This is a genomic window from Bradyrhizobium sp. SZCCHNR2028 (genome assembly GCF_032380995.1).
GTDB lineage: Bacteria > Pseudomonadota > Alphaproteobacteria > Rhizobiales > Xanthobacteraceae > Bradyrhizobium.
On sequence record NZ_JAUHJF010000001.1, the window covers coordinates 388,118 to 403,981 of the forward strand.

Below are 15,864 nucleotides of genomic sequence, written 5' to 3' on the forward strand. Positions count from 1 at the left end.
CCACAAAATTCTCATTCATTCATGAGGAAAGCTAATGCCCCCGACCTTGCGGCAATTGGAGGCCCTGGTCCTGGTGTATCGGCTCGGCAGCATCACCAAGGCGGCCGCCGAGCTGCGCGTCACGCAGTCGGCGATCAGCCTGCTGATCCGGCAGATCGAGGAGAACTTTCAGCTCAAGCTGTTCGATCGCACGACGCGGGCGCTGCACCCGACGGCGGCCTGCCGCGAGGCGATCACGGCGGCGGAACGCATCCTGGCGGGGACGCAGGGGCTGTCGCAGCGGATGCGCGACCTTGCCGAGATCAAGGCCGGCCGAATTTCCATCGCGGTCTCAGCGGGCGTCGCGTCGGCGCTGCTTCCACGCGTGTTTGCGACGTTTCGATCGCGCCATCCCGAGGTGCGCATCGATCTGCGTGATGTCGCGCCCGACGAACTGCTCGCGATCGTGATGGCCGGGCATGCGGAGTTCGGCCTCGGCAGCGTGGAGGACGAGGGCGTACCGGAGGTCAGGATTGAGACGCTGATGCAAAGTCCGCTCTCGGCGATCGGCATCAAGGACGGCCGGTTCGAGAAGCACCGCCGTCTGACGTGGGACGGCATCATGAGCTCCGACCTGATCACGATGCGTCACGGCACGCGCATCCGCCGCCAGATCGACGAGGCGCTGGCGGAGACCGGGCGGTCGCTGAAGCCTGCCTGGGAAGTGTCGCTGATCACGACCGCGCTGGCGCTCACGGCGGAGGGCGCCGGCATCAGCATCCTGCCCGCGCACATGCTGCCCAAGGCACAATTTCCGACCTTGGCCGCGATCCCGCTGTCGCAGCCGACGATTCATCGGCACGTCTCGCTGCTGAGCCGCGCCGACTTTGGATTGTCGCCGGCCGCCCAGCGCTTCGTCGAGATCGCAAGGGCCGAGCTGTCGCGCAAGGGCGGCTGATCACGACCTCGGAACCGGGGACGCTACTTCTCCAGTCGCTTCGCCTCGTTCCACAATTCGTCCATCTCGTCGAGCGACGCTTCTTCGAGCGTGCGGCCCTTCGCCGTCAACGCCTGTTCGATGTGCGCGAAACGGCGCTCGAACTTGGCGTTGGTGCCGCGCAATGCGGTCTCCGGATCAACCTCGGCGTGGCGGGCAAGATTGACCAGCGCGAACAGGAGATCGCCGGTCTCTTCGGTCAGCTCGGTCGCATCCTTGTTGTCGAGCGCGGCCTCGATCTCGTCGGCCTCCTCGCGGATCTTCTGCAACACCGCGCGCGGATCGTTCCAATCGAAGCCGACGGTCGCGGCCTTGCGCTGCAGCTCCATGGCGCGGACCAGCGCCGGCTGTCCGGCCTTGATGCCTGATAGCAGCGAGGACTTGCTCGTCTGCGCCTCGGGCGGCCGCCGTGCGGCGCGCTCGGCCTTCTCCTCGGCCTTGATGCGGTCCCAGGTGCCTTTGGTGGGCTGGGTGACGTTGCCGTCCTTGTCCGGGAACACATGCGGATGGCGGCGGACCATCTTCTTCGTGATGCCCTCGACGATGTCGCCGAATGCAAACGCGCCTTGTTCCTCGGCGATGCGGGCGTGATAGACCACCTGCAGCAGGAGATCGCCGAGCTCCTCGCGCAGATCGTCGAGGTCGTCACGCGTGATCGCGTCCGCCACCTCATAGGCTTCCTCGATGGTGTAGGGCGCGATGGTCCGGAACGTCTGCTCGATATCCCACGGGCAGCCGGTGACCGGCGTGCGCAGCGCCGCCATGATCTCGATCAGGCGTGAGATGTCGCGGGAGGGGATCATGGGCAGGTCCTGACAGCATCGTTCGATCGGGTCCTGTATGCCCCAAGCCGCGCGCGGCTCCCAGCGAAAAGGGCGACTGCACGGGATGCGCCCGGCGGGTTGGCCCGACCCGTCGATGATGCTAAGCGGGGGCCATGAGTGAGCAGGACACGACGGCCCTGGTGCTGTTCTCGGGCGGGCAGGATTCCACGACGTGCCTGGCCTGGGCGCTCGACCGCTTCGCGCGCGTCGAGACGATCGGTTTCGCCTACGGGCAGCGCCATGCGATCGAGCTCGCCTGCCGCGACCGGCTGGTCGAGGGCATCGCGCGCCTGCGCCCGGACTGGGCAGCCAAGCTCGGTGACAGCCACACGCTGGACATTCCAACGCTGGCTGCGATCTCCGAGACCGCGCTGACGCGCGACGTCGCGATCGAGATGGGCGCCGACGGCCTGCCCAACACCTTCGTGCCGGGCCGCAACTTGGTGTTCCTGACCTTTGCGGCGGCGCTCGCCTATCGCCGCGGCATCCGCCACATCGTCGGCGGCATGTGCGAGACGGACTATTCGGGCTATCCGGACTGCCGCGACGAGACCATCAAGGCGCTGCAGAATGCGCTGAGCCTGGGCATGGCGCGCGCGTTCGAGCTGCACACGCCGCTGATGTGGCTGTCGAAGGCCGCGACCTGGCAGCTGGCGCATGACCTCGGCGGCGCCGGTCTCGTCGACCTGATCCGCGACCAGTCGCACACCTGCTATCTCGGCGAGCGCGGCGCGCGGCATGACTGGGGTCACGGCTGCGGTCACTGCCCCGCCTGCGAGCTGCGCGCCAAAGGATGGCGCGCGTACATCGCGGCGGGCGGGCCATCCTGAATCGGAAGCGGGGCCCTCGGGCCCCGCGGAGAGCTGCGCGACAGACGAGCGCTCAGGCGGCTTCGTTGTCGGACGGCTCACGCTGGCTGACGATGACGAGATCCGCATCGGCGAGGTGGTGGCCGTCATCGGCCTCATTGGCTGCCGCGGATGCCGCCTGTGCGACGAGGCGCGCGGTGATGTCGTCCTTGGCGTCCTTGCCGCTCTTCTCCCAGGCAGGCGCGTTGAGCACGACGATGTCGTCGTCGTGGTGGGCGGCACCGTCGTGATCGGCGGGCACGATCGACGGCGACTTCACTGGGGTGTCGACGATACGCAGGGTGGGGGCCTCGGCTTCGACCGGCTCCGCTGCGGCTGCGGCCGGTTCGTCCTCGGCCATTTCCGCCTGCTCCGGCTCGGGGGGCGCGGCCTCTTCGGCGGGGGCATCGGTGTCGGCGCTCGCAGCGCGGGCCACAGCCTCGGCGGCTTCGGCGGGCTGTTCGGCGGCCGCGGCAAGGCCCTCCTTGGCCGGCGCATCATCATGCGGCGCGAGGCCGAGATGCTGCGAGATTTCCTTGATCAGCCTGTCGATCGCCACCAGCACGCGATACTCCGGGATCGAGGCCATATGCTGCTCGAACCGGTTGCGCGCATATTGCAGCGAATCGATCACGTCGGTGGCGATGGAGGAGCCCGACGCCTCGGTGCCGTGCAGGGCTCCCGCAGCCTTCTCGGTCGAGCTCTCGATCAGCAGGAAGGCCTCGTATTGCGGAATCGATTTGAGCTTCTCGTGATAATCCTGACGCACGCCGGCGAGCGTGTCGACGATGGTGGCGAACTCTGGCGCGGGCATTTCGACGTCCCCCTCAACTTCAGCAAAGAAGATGCGCGGGACGCTACGGACGCACTGATGAACGTTCAATTTCGAACGAATACCGCTATTCGCGGCATGAATAGCCGGCCGTTAAGACCGGACCATCAAAAGCAGGATCGTCCGCACACCGGGCATTAAGCATCCGCCAGACGCGCGCGCGAAGGGCTCAGCCGACAAAATCCTCGGGCCTGAGCTCGATCGGCTTGCCATGCGGGGTGCGATCGGCAGCGTGATCCCAGGCATTGCGGTAACGCGTCAGCGCGTCGGCGGAGGTGACGCCCTTCTCGGCGACGAGCCGCTCGAGCGTCGCGAGCCAGTGCCGGTAATATGTATCGCCGCAATCGGGATCGCCAGACGCTTGCGCGCGCGAAATCTCGTCGGCGAGCGCAGCCGCCCATTCGGGCCAGGTAAAAAGGCCGCGGGCGTGCAGCGTGACGGCCATCGCGAAGGCGTGGGCTTCCCACGGCTCGCGAAACACGGGCCCGCTGTCGTCGACGGGAATGCCGGGCAGGGCGCGCGTCGCCGCGGCTGCAGCCTCGCGGTCGGGTGTCATCGGGCCGGCTCCAGATAGGGCTCGAAGGCGTCGACCGTGACCTCCAGCAGCGGATCGGGCGCATCGGCCCACAGCTCGGCGCCGCTGAACGACACCGTGTAGAGCCATTGCGGGTCTTCGCCGCCGCCATGGGCGTTGCTGTCCGGAAACACGTGCACGCCTCTGACCGCCTCGACGCGGCCGAGATGGCCGCGCACGTAGCGCGGCAGCCGCGTATGCGTCGTCGGATGGATGTCCTTGGCGCGGACGCGGTCGCCGACCGCGAACAGCGCCGGCTTCGTCGCCGCGCGCTCGGTCGGGCCGCCGCGACGCAAGGTCGGCGCGACGGCATCGGCGGTGAGGATCTTGGCGACGGGCTTGGCCGGATGCAGCACCTTGCCGGCGACGATCTCATCGGCGTCGACCAGATGCCGCTCCTGCATCAGCCGTTCGATGCCCGCGAGCCAGATCTGGTAGTAGCTCATGCCGAGGTAGTCGTCCGGCGGACGGTTCTCGCGCGCGAAGCGCGACATGTCGATGTTCCAGCCGCCGGGCGTCGCCATCGCCAGCGTCATGGCAAAGGCGCGACGCTCCCATTCGGCGTGGAACACCGGCTCGTTCGGCTCGGGGCGGACCGGACCAAAGCCGGCCACGCCGCCCATGTCGTGCGCACCATCCATCAGCGGCCAACCTCGTGCGGTTGCTTCGGCAAGCCGGTGCCGATCATGCTGTCGCGCGTGACGAGCGCGGCGAGCTGATCCTCGCTCCAGCCGTCGGTCCCGGCGGGGCGGATCGGCAGCACGAAGTAGCGGACCTCGGCCGTCGAATCCCACACCCGGATCTTCGTCGTCGGCGGCAGCTCGAAGCCGAAATCCTTCAGGACGCCGCGCGGATCCTTCACCGCCTTGGCGCGATAGGGCGCCGATTTGTACCAGACCGGCGGCAGGCCGAGCACGGGCCACGGATAGCAGGAGCACAGCGTGCACACGACCATGTTGTGCAGATCGGGCGTGTTCTCGACCGCCACGATGTGCTCGCCCTGGCGGCCGGCATAGCCGAGCTCGCCGATCGCCGGCGTGGCGTCGGCAAGAAGGCGCGCTCGATAGGCCGGATCGCTCCAGGCCCGCGCCACGACCTGCGCGCCGTTGCGGGGACCGACCTTGCTCTCATAGGTCTCGATGAGCACGTCGAGCGCGGCGGGATCGATATACCCCTTCTCGGTCAGGATGCTTTCGAGCGCGCGGACGCGCAGATCGGTCTCGGACAGGTCCGAGTGATCGTGCTGATGGTCGTGATGGTGATCGTGATCCGTCATGACTCAACCATAGGCGTAATCGGGCACCGCTGTCGAGCCGGGGCCACTACGAACCCACGGTGCGAGCAGTCGCGTTTCACTGCCGCCGCAGCCGTGCGGCGGTCACAATGCCGAGCGCGGCGTCATCGGTCATTGACGCGCCGATTCCGGACGCAGATGTGATCGGGGCCGCTCCATTGCCGCCACCTCGGGCTGTTCAAGTCGGAGCGCAGATATGGTTCGTAGTGCTTTCGCCGTTCCGATCGGGCACGATAGCAACAGAGGTTTGAGGTTCATCAATGCCGAACGACGTTTCCCGCCGTGATCTTGCGAAGCTGGCCGGGCTGGCCGCCCTCGGGGCGGCCAATGGCCCGGCGCAAGCGGAGGAGGGCGCGGTGAAGGAGGACATCGGGCGGCGGTTTCCCGCCGATTTCGTGTGGGGGACGGCGACGTCGTCGTACCAGATCGAGGGCGGGGCTACGGCCGATGGCCGCGGGCCGTCGATCTGGGACGTGTTCACGCATTTGCAGGGCAACATCGAGGACGGCAGCACCGGCGACGTCGCCTGTGATCACTACAACCGCTACAAGGACGACGTGCGGCTGATCAAGGAGCTCGGCTGCCGGGCCTATCGGTTCTCGATCGCCTGGCCCCGGCTGTTTCCCGACGGCGGGCTGACGCCCAATCCGAAGGGCCTCGACTTCTACAACCGGCTCGTCGACGAGCTCCTGGCGAACGGCATCACGCCGTACGCAACGCTGTATCATTGGGATCTGCCGCAGGCGCTGCAGGACCGTGTCGGCGGCTGGCTCTCGGCCGACACGGCCAAGGCCTTTGCGCATTATGCGGGCTACGTCGCGCAGCATCTCGGCGACCGTGTCAAGACCATCTTCACCATCAACGAATGCGGCCGCTTCGTCCCGTTCGGCTATGGCCTCGGCGTCGACGCGCCCGGGCTGAAGCTGCCGCAGCAGCAGGTCAACCAGGCGCGCCATCACGTGGCGCTGGCGCACGGTCTCGCCGTCCAGGCCATCCGCTCCGGCGGGCGCGCCGGCATGCGCGTCGGCATGGCCGAGAACATCACGGCCTGCCTGCCGGCGATCGACACGCCGGAGAACATCCGCGCCGCCGAGATCGCGACGCGCGAATTGAATGCCGGCTTTCTCAACGTCATCCTCGAGGGGCGCTATACCGAAGGGTTCCTGGCGTGGTCCGGCAAGGACGCGCCGAAGTTTACCGCCGACGAACTGAAGATCATTTCGGCGCCGGTCGATTTCGTCGGCCTCAATATCTACGCGCCGCAAGCCTATGTCGTCGCGTCGGACCGCGCGGCCGGATTCGACGTGCTGCCGATGCCGTCCTCGTTCCCGCACATGAGCTCACCCTGGCTGCTGGTCGGTCCGGAGACGGCCTATTGGGTGCCGAAGCTCGCCGCCAAGATCTGGAATCTCCAGACCATCTACATCACCGAGAACGGCACCTCCTCGGACGACAAGCTGACCGCCGATGGCAAGGTCCACGACCTCGACCGCGTGATGTATCTGCGCAACTATCTCGCCCAGCTGCAGCGCGCTACGTCCGAGGGCGTGCCCGTGAAGGGCTACTTCCTGTGGAGCCTGCTGGACAATTTCGAGTGGGTGTTCGGCTACAAGCAGCGCTTCGGCATCTATCACGTCGACTTCGACACGCAGGTGCGCACGCCCAAGCTCAGCGCGTCGTACTACCATCACGTGATCAGCCGCAACGCCGTGAGCGCGTGAAGCGCCGCGACGCCACCCGGGGTCCAGCCGGACGCAGTCCGCGCCATTCAGGCGGCCAATGTGCCGTCGGCATCCGGCGCATTGAGTGTCGGCACGCCGGCCTTCACGCCGCGATTGCAAATTCATGATGCGGAAAGCACACCTTGTGCGACTCTTTTGCGCGCATGCCGTTTTCGTGGCGAAAGCTGGCTGCAGATGACGTAAACCGGCAATCTGCCGGCCCCTCAAGCGAGTTTTCCAGCATGCAAGTTTCCGTTGTTTGTCCGCCAGCCGTCCGCGCCGGCGTTCTGTTCTGCGTCCTCGGAGTGATCGCTGGCTCCAGCGCCTGGGCCCAGGGAGCCGCGAACGATGCGGCCAAGCCCGCCACGGAGCAGTCTGCCGCGCCGACGGCCGACAAGCCCGCAGAGTCCGAGCCGAAACCCGCGGTCGCTGAAACCAGGCCCGCCGAGCAGCCCTCGGATGCCGCCGGCAAGCCTGCGGCCGAGCCTGAGAAGACGGCCGAGAAGCCCGGCGAGCCAGCCGCTGCGGACACCAAGCCCGTTCAGGCCACAGACAGCGCGAGCCAGCCGCCGGCGGACAAGGCATCGACTGAAAAAACCGCGACGGATGCTGCGGCCGAGAGCAAGCCGGCCGAGGCCAAATCCGAGACCAAGGTCGAACCGAACTCCGGCACCGACGTCGGCCAGAAGCCGGCCGTGACTGAGTCGAAACCGGCAGAGCCCACTCTGGCCGTTCAGCCCGCTGCCGTCGCCAAGGACGCGCCCGCATCGGAGAAGGTCGAGGAGAAGGCCGCCGAGAGCAAGCCCGCGGCCACGCCGGAGAAGGCGGCTGCGAAGCAGAACACCGCAACCACGTCAGCCAAGCCCGAATGGCACGGCCAAGCGCATCAACATGCCGAGGACGACGCCAAGCCCGCCAAGCGCGAGCACCGCGCCCGCAAGCCCAAGAGCGAACCGAAGAGCGACATGAAGCGGGAGGCGAAGAGGCGGGGTGTGAACTGCAAGAGCTTCCGCACCTATGACGCGGAGAAGGGCACCTATCGGGGCTACGACGGGCGCGTTCACACCTGCTCGTAAGGACCGATCGGCGAGTGCGCTCATCGGCGGCGGCCAAGACCGCCACCGATCGCCGCTGCCGATCACACCATCAACGCGGCATCGGCGGCTGAATGCCCGAGGTGTTGCGGGTAAAGAGTGTCCCGAACGTCGAGCCCTGCGGCTGCGCCGGCTGCGGACGGGCCATTCCCGTCGTGGTCCGCTGCTGCGGCGTCACGATGATCTGCTGGGGCGGGCCCGGGGGGACCGCAGTGCCGCGTGCCTGCACCGCCTGGTTCGTCATCCGCGACACCAGTCGCATCAGCTGATCCTGGCCGGCCTGCAGTTGCTCGATGGCGCGGGTGTGATCGCGGCTGGCCTGATCCTGCGTTGACTTGATCTGCTCGATGCCCTGCTGCAGCTCGGCGATGTCGCGCGCCATCCTCTGCATCAACGTTCCCGGCTCACGGGCGCCGGTGGTGTCTTCCGCTCCCCTCAGCGAGGCATTCGACATCATGGCATCCTCGCTGCCCTGCTGGACCGACGCCTCATCCTGCGACGCTTCGCTGGCGCCCGGCATCCAGCGGTCCATCAGCGAGGTGCCGGCGTCGCGCTGCGACCAGGCGACCGAGCCACCGACCAGCACGACCAGCAGAGCGAGACCAACGGCGTTGCGCCCGCGCAGCTTGCCGAGCGGCGCCTTCATCCGCGCCCAGCGGCTGGCCCCGCTGCCTGTCGCCTCGCTCGTGCTCGCCGCCGCAGCAGCATCCGCCGCCACACCCGGCTTCTCGATCGCCGCGAGCCGCGTATCGATCCGGGTCAGCACCTCGCGCAGCACCCGCCGGTACAGTTGATCGTAGCTTGCCTTCTCGGGCTTCTCCGGGGCGAGGCCGATCTCGCTCTGATCAATCTGTTGCACGTTCTGTGTGGACTGCATTGCTGATCCCCAAACCCTTTAGCCCGCCGCCGACGCCGCTGTTCTCTTTGAATTTTCAAACGTGACTCGACCCGCCGCTTTGGCCGAAAGCAAGACAGCGTCGTGACGAGGAGGGGGCCTTTTCGGACCATCTCTCCCTCGGTGCAGCGCCAGCAGATCGCTTCGAGAGGCTTGAATCCGCCCTTGGTTGCGCACCGCCGAGCCTTCGAGGTACTATCCGACCGATATTTTTGGGGGATTGGGGCCGGTGCAAAGCTTGATTGTCATTGCGCGCGCAGTGTTGTGCGCAGCGTTCGTAGTCCTTACCGCTCACGTGCAGGCCGCGCCAGCGGATGAGGCCACGCGCAAGGCTGAATTGATGGCGGCTTGGCAGGCGGCGAGCCAGGCGGGCACCGACGGACCAAGCGACATCGTGCTGATCGATCAGGGCACGCTGAAGCTGCCGGCCGACTACTTCTACGTGCCGAAGAGCGAAGGTCTGCGGGTCCTACGCGCGCTCGGCAACGTCGTCAACGACGCGACCTTCGTCGGGCTGGTCGTCGGCAGACGCCAGAACGACGATTGGATGGTGGTCATCAAGCACATCAAGGACGGCTACATCAAAGACGACGACGCCAAGAACTGGAACGCGGACGATCTCCTGAGCAACCTTCGCGCCGGCGCCGAGGAGGCGAACAAGGACCGTGCGGCGCGCGGATTTCCGGAAATGGCCGTCGTCGGCTGGGTCGAGCCGCCGGCCTACGATGCCACGGCGCATCGTCTCGTCTGGTCGCTGCTCGCGAAGGAGAAGGGCCAGCCCGACGATGCGCCGAAGAACGTCAACTACAACACCTACGCGCTCGGGCGTGACGGCTATTTCAGCCTGAACCTCCTGTCCGGCTCGGAGCGGATCGCGGGGGACAAGGCGGTGGCGCACGAGCTGCTGTCCGATCTCTCCTACAATGCCGGCAAGCGCTATGAGGATTTCAGCGCGAGCACGGATCGGATCGCCGAATATGGATTGCTTGCGCTGGTCGGCGGCGTTGCCGCCAAGAAGCTCGGACTGCTGGCGCTCGCCGGTGCGTTCGTCCTGAAGTTCGCCAAGATCATCATCTTCGCCGTCGTCGGCGCCGCGGCTGCGGTCATGAACTTCTTGCGCCGCAAGCGGCGCGGCGACAACGCGGGCGGGCCGGCGTGAAGGCTCTCCTGCTGATCCTGTTCTCCGGCCTGAAATGGGGGAAGCTCGCCATGAGCGGCGGCACGATGCTGCTGTCGCTGGTCGTCTATGCCGGTATCTGGGGCTGGCGCTATGCGGCCGGCTTCATTGCGCTCCTGTTTGCCCATGAGATGGGACACTACATCGCCGCACGCCAGCGCGGCCTCGACGTTGGGGCTCCCGCCTTCATCCCGTTCGTTGGCGCCTGGATCGCGCTCAAGGAGCAGCCGGTCGACGTCGAGACGGAAGCCCATGTGGCACTCGCCGGTCCGCTGGTCGGGACCGCCGGCGCGCTTGCGGTCTATCTGTGGGCGCGATCGGACGACAGCAATCTGCTGCTTGCGATCGCCTATTCCGGCCTGTTCCTCAACCTGTTCAACCTGCTGCCGATCTCGCCGCTCGACGGGGGACGTGTGACGAGCGTGCTGAGCCCGCGGATCTGGTTGCTCGGCGTTCCGATGCTGCTCGCCTTGATGCTCTACCGCCCGAGCCCGATGTTGATCTTCATCGCCATCCTCGCAGCCCCGCAACTGATGAAGGCCTGGCGCTACGATCCCGGCGCGCCCGAGAACGTCGCCTATTACGGCACGACGCTGCAGACGAAGCTCGAATATGCCGGGACTTATCTCGCGCTGGCGGCGCTTCTCGCCGTCATGACCTACGACGTGCACGAGATGCTTGGGCCCTTGCGTCAGCTTGGCTGAGTGCTGTTGAGGTCGCCGCTTCAGTTGAGAAGCTTCATGTAGGTCAAGGCGCCGCCTCGTCGTGAGGACATGGGCCTTCCTCAGCTTGGGAATATCCGCTGCTGCAATGCAGCGGATATTTGGGCGCGGCAGCAGGAACCAAGTCGTCCTGTAAGACATTCAGTGAGCCATGAGCGGCGCGCGCTGTCACAATGCGCTGAGCGCAGAGCACGTCTCGGGATGTTCCCTTGCTCACTGGCATATCGGAGACCAAAGTTGAGCCTGCCCGTCAGAGGCATAAGGATTCGGGAGGTTTCATGATTTCGCTCAAGTCCATCTTGCTTGCGAGCTGCGCAACTGCGCTCGTCTCCTCGGCCGCCTGGGCCGCAGACCCGATCAGGATCGGCGTCATCTCCGAAGCGCAGGCCGTCGCCGGCTCGTCGATCGCACCCGCAGCGCAATTGGCCGCCGAGGAGATCAACGCCAAGGGCGGCGTCGACGGGCGCAAGATCGAGATCGTCGTCTACGACAATCATTCCTCCTCGGCGGAATCGGTGCGTGCCTTCCAGCGCGCCGTCAGCGAGGATAAGGTCAACGCGGTCATCGCGAGCTACATCTCAGAGGTCGTGCTGGCGCTGGAGCCGTGGGCAGGGCGTCTCAAGACGCTGATGATTACGCCTGGTGCCGCTTCCGACGTCATCACCCAGAACATCGCCAAGAACTACGACCAGCTCAAATACACCTTCCACGGCTATCTGACATCGACCTCGTTGGCCGGCCTCGTCTGCGACGCGGCCAAGGATCTGCTGGTCGAGCCCTATAAGATGAAGACCGCGGTGATCATGAGCGAGGATGCGGCGTGGACGACGCCGCTCGACGCCGGCTACGAGAAATGCCTGCCGGAGATCGGGCTCAAGGTCGTCGACCACATCCGCATGTCGCCTGATACCACAGACTTCACGCCGATCTTCAACAAGATCGAAGCCCTGAAGCCGGACGTCATGATCACCGGCATCTCACACGTCGGCACCCAGCCAACGGTGCAGTGGAAGAGCCAGCAGGTGCCGATTCCGATGTTCGGCATCTCCTCGCAGGCGACCAACTCGACCTTCTGGAAGGACACCAACGGGGCCGTCGAGGGCGTGTTCTACAACGCCGTGTCGGGCCCGGGCGTTGCGGTGACGCCGAAGACGCTGCCCTTCGTCGAGGCCTATCAGAAGAAGTTCGGCAACTTCCCGTCCTATGCCGGCTACACCTCCTACGACGACGTCTACATGATCGCGGACGCCATCCATCGGGCCGGCGGCACTGATCCCGACAAGATGGTCGAGGCGATGGAAGCGACCGATTATGTCGGAACGATCGGCCGCATCGCCTTCAAGCCGAAGGATGATCCGAACCCGCACGCGCTGCGGACCGGGAAGGGCTACATCACCGGGCTGATGCTGCAGTGGCAGAGCGGCAAGCAGGTCAACGTCTGGCCCAAGGAGCTCGCCGCCGGCACGATCACCTGGCCGTCCTTCATCAAGCTCAAGGCGGCCAGCAACTGATGCATCGCCGGGCCGCTCGAAAGAGCGGCCCATTTTTTTGGTGCCTCAGTCCGACGTTCGGGTCCAATTCCAAATGCTTTTCTGGCAGATATTGATCGATGGCTTTGCCATCAGCGCGCTCTATGCCCTCGGCGCGACCGGCTTCACGCTCATCTTCGGCGTCTCGGGCGTGCTCAATCTTTCCCACGGCGCCATCATGGTCGGCGCCGCGGTCGCCGCCTGGGCCGCCGCCAGCGAGCTCGGCGTCGGGCCCTACACCGGCGCGCTGATCGGCATCCTCGCCGGCTTCCTCCTGGCGTTCGCCACCTACTTCATCGCCGTCAGGCCGATCCAGCGCTCGAAGGTCATCGCCGAGTCCGAGAAGGAGATCTTCATCCTGACCGCGACGCTGCTGTGGGGCATCATCATTCAGGAGGCGATCGCGTATCTGTTCACCAACAACGCCAAGACCGTGCTGCCCATCGTCGAGGGCGTGACCACGGTGTTCGGCGTGCGGACGCCGAAGAACGAATACTTCACCGCCGTGATCTGCTGGGTCGCGATCGGGCTGTTGTGGTTTCTGGTCAACCGCACACGGCGCGGCAAGGCTGTGATGGCGGCGTCGATGAACCCGCGCGGCGTCACCTTGCTGGGCATCGAATTATCGTCGATCTACCTCACCGTCTGGGCCATCTACGGCCTGCTGGCCGGCGTCGCCGGCATCCTGCTCGGCATGTTCTTGGGCGTCAGCTCCTACAGCGTCGGCCCGCTGACGGCAAGCGCGTTCTCGATCGTGGTGCTCGGCGGCCTCGGCAGCGTCTCCGGTTCGCTGATCGCGGCCTATGTCGTCGGCTATCTCGAGACCGGAACGGCCTATCTGATCTCGCCGGCCTACCGGACGATCCCGGCGCTGCTGCTGCTCGTCGTCGTCATGTATCTGCGCCCGCAAGGGCTGTTCGGACGGAGGTGAGCATGCCGGCATTCGCTTCGTCCCGGCTGTTCTGGATCGGGCTCTTGACCGTCATCGTGGCGCTCGTGCTGCCGACCTATGTCTCCGGCTACGTCCTCGGGCTGCTGACGGTGGCGTACTATACGGCCGTCTTCGCCATGTCCTGGGATCTGCTGTTCGGATTCGCCGGCGAGGTCAATTTCGGCCCGACCTTCCTGATTGGCGTCGGCGCCTACACGGCCGGCATTCTCGACGCGCATTTCTCACCGGGTCTGTCGGTGTGGCTGTGCATCGCCGCCGGCGCGCTGGCGGCCGTGGTTGGCGGCGTCGTCCTGGCCCTTCCGGCCTTACGCGTCAGCGGACCCTATTTCGGCCTCACGACGCTCGTGGCCGTGCTCATGCTGCAGAACTTCATCGTCGTCGCGGCCGGGCTGACCGGCGGCGAGATCGGTCTCGCCGTGCCGGACGTCATCTCGATCGATGCCAAGACCAACTACTGGATCGCGCTCGGCTTCATGCTGGTGAGCGGTGCGATCCTGTTCGGCTTGTCGCGGAGCGCCATCGGCCTGATCCTGCAGGCGAGCGGGCAGGACAAAATCCAGGCCGGCGCGCTCGGATTCAACGTCACCAAGCACAAGCTCGCGGCCTTCGTCGTCAGCGCGTTCTTCTCCGGGCTCGCCGGCGCGCTGATGGTGTTCTACATGGGCACGGCCTCGGTCTCGACCTTCGTCGATGTCGGTGTCGGCGTGCAGATCATCATCGCCGCCGTGCTCGGCGGCCGCCGCACCGTGATCGGCGCCGCGATCGGCGCGATCTTCCTGATCGGCATGGGCGAGCTGCTGCGGCCACTCGGCGAGCTCGCGACCCTGATCGTCTCGGTGATCGCGCTCGTGGTCATCCTGTTCTTCCCCGACGGCTTCCTCGGCATGATCAGGGGAGGGGCCAAGGCATGACGCAAGGCATGAGCAGCGCTCCGATGCTGGAGGTCAGCGGCCTCACCAAGCGCTTCGGCGGCCTCGTCGCCGTCAAGAACCTCAGCTTCTCGATCCATCCCGGCGAGATCCTCGGCCTGATCGGGCCGAACGGCTCGGGCAAGTCAACGGCGATGAAGAGCGTGATGGGCGTCGAGCGGCCGACCGCAGGCTCGGTCAAGCTCGATGGCGTCGAGCTGGCCGGCCTGCCATCGCACCGCATCGCGCGCATGGGCGTCGGGCTGGTGTTTCAGCATTCTCGGCCGCTGGCGCGCCAGACCGTGCTGGAGAACATCAAGGTCGCGCTACTGCCGGACAAGCTGACACGGCTGTTCGCCGACAAGGACGTCGATGCCAGGGCGCGCGCGATCGCCGAGCGCGTCGGCCTCGGCGGTGTCATCGATCGCCGTCCGCCGACGCTGGCGTTTGCCGACCTGCGCCGGCTCGAGCTCGCCAAGGCGGTCGCGCGCAGCCCGAAGCTGGTGCTGGTCGACGAACCCTTCGCCGGCCTCACGGCCTCCGAGGTCGCCGACTTCTCCGACCTCATCCGCGAATTCCGCGACGACGGCCGCGCCGTGCTGCTGGTCGATCACAACGTCAAGAGCGTGTCGGCGCTGGTCGACCGCGTGCTCGCGATGTATCTCGGCGAGAAGATCGCCGAGGGCAGGGCGACCGAGGTGATGCAGGACGAGACCGTGCGCCGCGTCTATCTCGGCGGCGCGCTGGTCTCGACCGCGCGGCCCGAAGCGAGCTTCAAGGACGTCACGCCGGCGCTGCAGGTCGACAATGTCGGCGTGCTCTACGGCAAGGCGCAAGCGCTACAGGACGTCTCGCTGCACGTCCACGAGGGCGAGTTCGTCTCGGTCGTCGGCCTCAACGGCGCCGGCAAGACGACGCTGTTCAACGCGATCTCTGGCCTGGTGCCGTATTCGGGCGAGGTGAAGTGGGCAGGGCGCAGCCTTGCCGGCGGCACGGCGGCGCAGATCGCGCGATCCGGCATCGTGCAGTGTCCGGAAACGCGCGAATTGTTCGGCGACATGAGCGTGCGCGAAAATCTCGAGCTCGGCGGCAATGCGCTGCCCGACACCGAGCGTGCCGAGCGGCTCGAATGGCTGTTCGGGCTGTTTCCGATCCTCAAGTCGAGGCAGCCGCAGCTGGCGCGCACGCTGTCCGGCGGCGAGCAGCAGATGCTGGCGATCGCGCGCGCGCTGATGATGAAACCGAAGCTCCTGATCCTCGACGAGCCGACGCTCGGACTTGCGCCGGTCATCCTGGAGACCTTGTCGAAGGCGCTCGATCGACTGCGCGAGACCACCAAGATCACGGTGCTGCTCGGCGAGCAGAACGTCACCTTCGCGCTCCCGCACGCCGACCGCGTCTACGTGCTGGATCATGCCAAGATCGTCTGGGAAGGCCCGCCGGAACGCTTCGAGGCGGAGGCTGCGGCGGACTATCTCTGAGGGACAGGAGCAGGGGTCCCAGCTCCCTGCCCGGATC

The 15,864-nt window shown here is 66.3% G+C and carries 17 protein-coding genes; 10 read left to right on the forward strand and 7 right to left on the reverse strand.

The features are described 5' to 3' along the window. The first annotated feature begins 34 nt into the window (after positions 1–34). Positions 35–937: a LysR family transcriptional regulator gene (locus QX121_RS01765; RefSeq protein WP_315738006.1), complete on the forward strand. Its 903-nt coding sequence runs from the start codon at positions 35–37 to the stop codon at positions 935–937. A gap of 23 nt (positions 938–960) precedes the next feature. On the opposite strand, the gene mazG is transcribed toward QX121_RS01765, so the two are convergent. Further along, entirely contained in the window at positions 961–1,779 is an 819-nt protein-coding gene (mazG, locus tag QX121_RS01770; RefSeq protein ID WP_315811009.1) for a nucleoside triphosphate pyrophosphohydrolase, read from the reverse strand. 134 nt (positions 1,780–1,913) lie between these two features. Here mazG and queC point away from each other — a divergent pair, with 134 nt between their 5' ends. Further along, the gene (gene queC, locus QX121_RS01775; RefSeq protein WP_315770720.1) at positions 1,914–2,630 is read left to right on the forward strand and encodes a 7-cyano-7-deazaguanine synthase QueC; all 717 of its coding nucleotides are present in this window, start codon (positions 1,914–1,916) and stop codon (positions 2,628–2,630) included. 52 nt (positions 2,631–2,682) lie between these two features. Here the strand turns inward: queC and QX121_RS01780 are convergent, their stop codons facing one another. The 4 genes from QX121_RS01780 to nthA form a co-directional block, all read right to left on the reverse strand. Next, entirely contained in the window at positions 2,683–3,462 is a 780-nt protein-coding gene (locus QX121_RS01780) for a hypothetical protein (RefSeq protein WP_315811010.1), read from the reverse strand. Positions 3,463–3,649: 187 nt separating this feature from the next. Beyond that, the gene (locus QX121_RS01785; RefSeq protein WP_315779954.1) at positions 3,650–4,036 is read right to left on the reverse strand and encodes a nitrile hydratase accessory protein; all 387 of its coding nucleotides are present in this window, start codon (positions 4,034–4,036) and stop codon (positions 3,650–3,652) included. Then, a complete protein-coding gene (nthB, locus tag QX121_RS01790) occupies positions 4,033–4,695 on the reverse strand; it encodes a nitrile hydratase subunit beta (RefSeq protein WP_315779952.1) in 663 nt (220 codons plus the stop codon). The genes QX121_RS01785 and nthB overlap by 4 nt, the downstream gene beginning before the upstream one ends. Beyond that, a complete protein-coding gene (nthA, locus tag QX121_RS01795; RefSeq protein WP_315738000.1) occupies positions 4,695–5,330 on the reverse strand; it encodes a nitrile hydratase subunit alpha in 636 nt (211 codons plus the stop codon). The genes nthB and nthA overlap by 1 nt, the downstream gene beginning before the upstream one ends. Before the next feature lie 278 nt (positions 5,331–5,608). Between nthA and QX121_RS01800 the strand changes: the two genes are divergently transcribed. Next, positions 5,609–7,069, forward strand: a complete 1,461-nt coding sequence (locus QX121_RS01800) for a GH1 family beta-glucosidase (RefSeq protein WP_315770711.1) — start codon at positions 5,609–5,611, stop codon at positions 7,067–7,069. A 103-nt stretch (positions 7,070–7,172) separates the two neighbouring features. Here the strand turns inward: QX121_RS01800 and QX121_RS01805 are convergent, their stop codons facing one another. After that, complete coding sequence (locus QX121_RS01805; RefSeq protein ID WP_315737998.1) at positions 7,173–7,313, reverse strand: hypothetical protein; 141 nt, start codon at positions 7,311–7,313, stop codon at positions 7,173–7,175. Between QX121_RS01805 and QX121_RS01810 the strand changes: the two genes are divergently transcribed. Then, complete coding sequence (locus tag QX121_RS01810) at positions 7,312–8,145, forward strand: hypothetical protein (RefSeq protein WP_315811011.1); 834 nt, start codon at positions 7,312–7,314, stop codon at positions 8,143–8,145. The two genes, QX121_RS01805 and QX121_RS01810, sit on opposite strands and share 2 nt — an antisense overlap. A 70-nt stretch (positions 8,146–8,215) precedes the next feature. On the opposite strand, the gene QX121_RS01815 is transcribed toward QX121_RS01810, so the two are convergent. Then, a complete protein-coding gene (locus tag QX121_RS01815) occupies positions 8,216–9,040 on the reverse strand; it encodes a hypothetical protein (RefSeq protein ID WP_315811012.1) in 825 nt (274 codons plus the stop codon). A gap of 358 nt (positions 9,041–9,398) precedes the next feature. Between QX121_RS01815 and QX121_RS01820 the strand changes: the two genes are divergently transcribed. From QX121_RS01820 to QX121_RS01845, 6 genes are all read left to right on the forward strand, one after another. Continuing rightward, positions 9,399–10,217 carry a DUF2167 domain-containing protein gene (locus QX121_RS01820; RefSeq protein WP_315737995.1) on the forward strand — a complete coding sequence of 273 codons (819 nt, stop codon included), beginning with the start codon at positions 9,399–9,401 and terminating at the stop codon, positions 10,215–10,217. Then, positions 10,214–10,939, forward strand: coding sequence for a site-2 protease family protein (locus QX121_RS01825; RefSeq protein ID WP_315811013.1), 726 nt, complete (start codon positions 10,214–10,216; stop codon positions 10,937–10,939). Before QX121_RS01820 ends, QX121_RS01825 begins: the two co-directional genes overlap by 4 nt. Before the next feature lie 296 nt (positions 10,940–11,235). Beyond that, positions 11,236–12,468, forward strand: a complete 1,233-nt coding sequence (locus tag QX121_RS01830) for an ABC transporter substrate-binding protein (protein ID WP_315811014.1) — start codon at positions 11,236–11,238, stop codon at positions 12,466–12,468. Between the two features lie 73 nt (positions 12,469–12,541). Further along, on the forward strand, positions 12,542–13,417 hold the full coding sequence (locus QX121_RS01835) for a branched-chain amino acid ABC transporter permease (RefSeq protein ID WP_315811015.1): 876 nt from the start codon (positions 12,542–12,544) through the stop codon (positions 13,415–13,417). 2 nt (positions 13,418–13,419) lie between these two features. Further along, positions 13,420–14,349, forward strand: coding sequence for a branched-chain amino acid ABC transporter permease (locus QX121_RS01840; protein ID WP_315811016.1), 930 nt, complete (start codon positions 13,420–13,422; stop codon positions 14,347–14,349). A gap of 8 nt (positions 14,350–14,357) precedes the next feature. Continuing rightward, positions 14,358–15,827: an ATP-binding cassette domain-containing protein gene (locus QX121_RS01845; protein WP_315737990.1), complete on the forward strand. Its 1,470-nt coding sequence runs from the start codon at positions 14,358–14,360 to the stop codon at positions 15,825–15,827. Positions 15,828–15,864 lie beyond the last annotated feature (37 nt).

What these genes read in the sequence shown, in the direction of transcription:
- QX121_RS01780 (WP_315811010.1), bottom strand. Translation starts at nt 3,462, where the DNA reads ATGCCCGCGCCAGAGTTCGCCACCATCGTCGACACGCTCGCCGGCGTG.
- queC (WP_315770720.1), top strand. Translation starts at nt 1,914, where the DNA reads ATGAGTGAGCAGGACACGACGGCCCTGGTGCTGTTCTCGGGCGGGCAG.
- QX121_RS01830 (WP_315811014.1), top strand. Translation starts at nt 11,236, where the DNA reads ATGATTTCGCTCAAGTCCATCTTGCTTGCGAGCTGCGCAACTGCGCTC.
- QX121_RS01835 (WP_315811015.1), top strand. Translation starts at nt 12,542, where the DNA reads ATGCTTTTCTGGCAGATATTGATCGATGGCTTTGCCATCAGCGCGCTC.
- QX121_RS01785 (WP_315779954.1), bottom strand. Translation starts at nt 4,036, where the DNA reads ATGACACCCGACCGCGAGGCTGCAGCCGCGGCGACGCGCGCCCTGCCC.
- nthB (WP_315779952.1), bottom strand. Translation starts at nt 4,695, where the DNA reads ATGGATGGTGCGCACGACATGGGCGGCGTGGCCGGCTTTGGTCCGGTC.
- QX121_RS01840 (WP_315811016.1), top strand. Translation starts at nt 13,420, where the DNA reads ATGCCGGCATTCGCTTCGTCCCGGCTGTTCTGGATCGGGCTCTTGACC.
- QX121_RS01815 (WP_315811012.1), bottom strand. Translation starts at nt 9,040, where the DNA reads ATGCAGTCCACACAGAACGTGCAACAGATTGATCAGAGCGAGATCGGC.
- nthA (WP_315738000.1), bottom strand. Translation starts at nt 5,330, where the DNA reads ATGACGGATCACGATCACCATCACGACCATCAGCACGATCACTCGGAC.
- QX121_RS01805 (WP_315737998.1), bottom strand. Translation starts at nt 7,313, where the DNA reads ATGCTGGAAAACTCGCTTGAGGGGCCGGCAGATTGCCGGTTTACGTCA.
- mazG (WP_315811009.1), bottom strand. Translation starts at nt 1,779, where the DNA reads ATGATCCCCTCCCGCGACATCTCACGCCTGATCGAGATCATGGCGGCG.
- QX121_RS01820 (WP_315737995.1), top strand. Translation starts at nt 9,399, where the DNA reads ATGGCGGCTTGGCAGGCGGCGAGCCAGGCGGGCACCGACGGACCAAGC.
- QX121_RS01800 (WP_315770711.1), top strand. Translation starts at nt 5,609, where the DNA reads ATGCCGAACGACGTTTCCCGCCGTGATCTTGCGAAGCTGGCCGGGCTG.
- QX121_RS01765 (WP_315738006.1), top strand. Translation starts at nt 35, where the DNA reads ATGCCCCCGACCTTGCGGCAATTGGAGGCCCTGGTCCTGGTGTATCGG.
- QX121_RS01810 (WP_315811011.1), top strand. Translation starts at nt 7,312, where the DNA reads ATGCAAGTTTCCGTTGTTTGTCCGCCAGCCGTCCGCGCCGGCGTTCTG.
- QX121_RS01845 (WP_315737990.1), top strand. Translation starts at nt 14,358, where the DNA reads ATGAGCAGCGCTCCGATGCTGGAGGTCAGCGGCCTCACCAAGCGCTTC.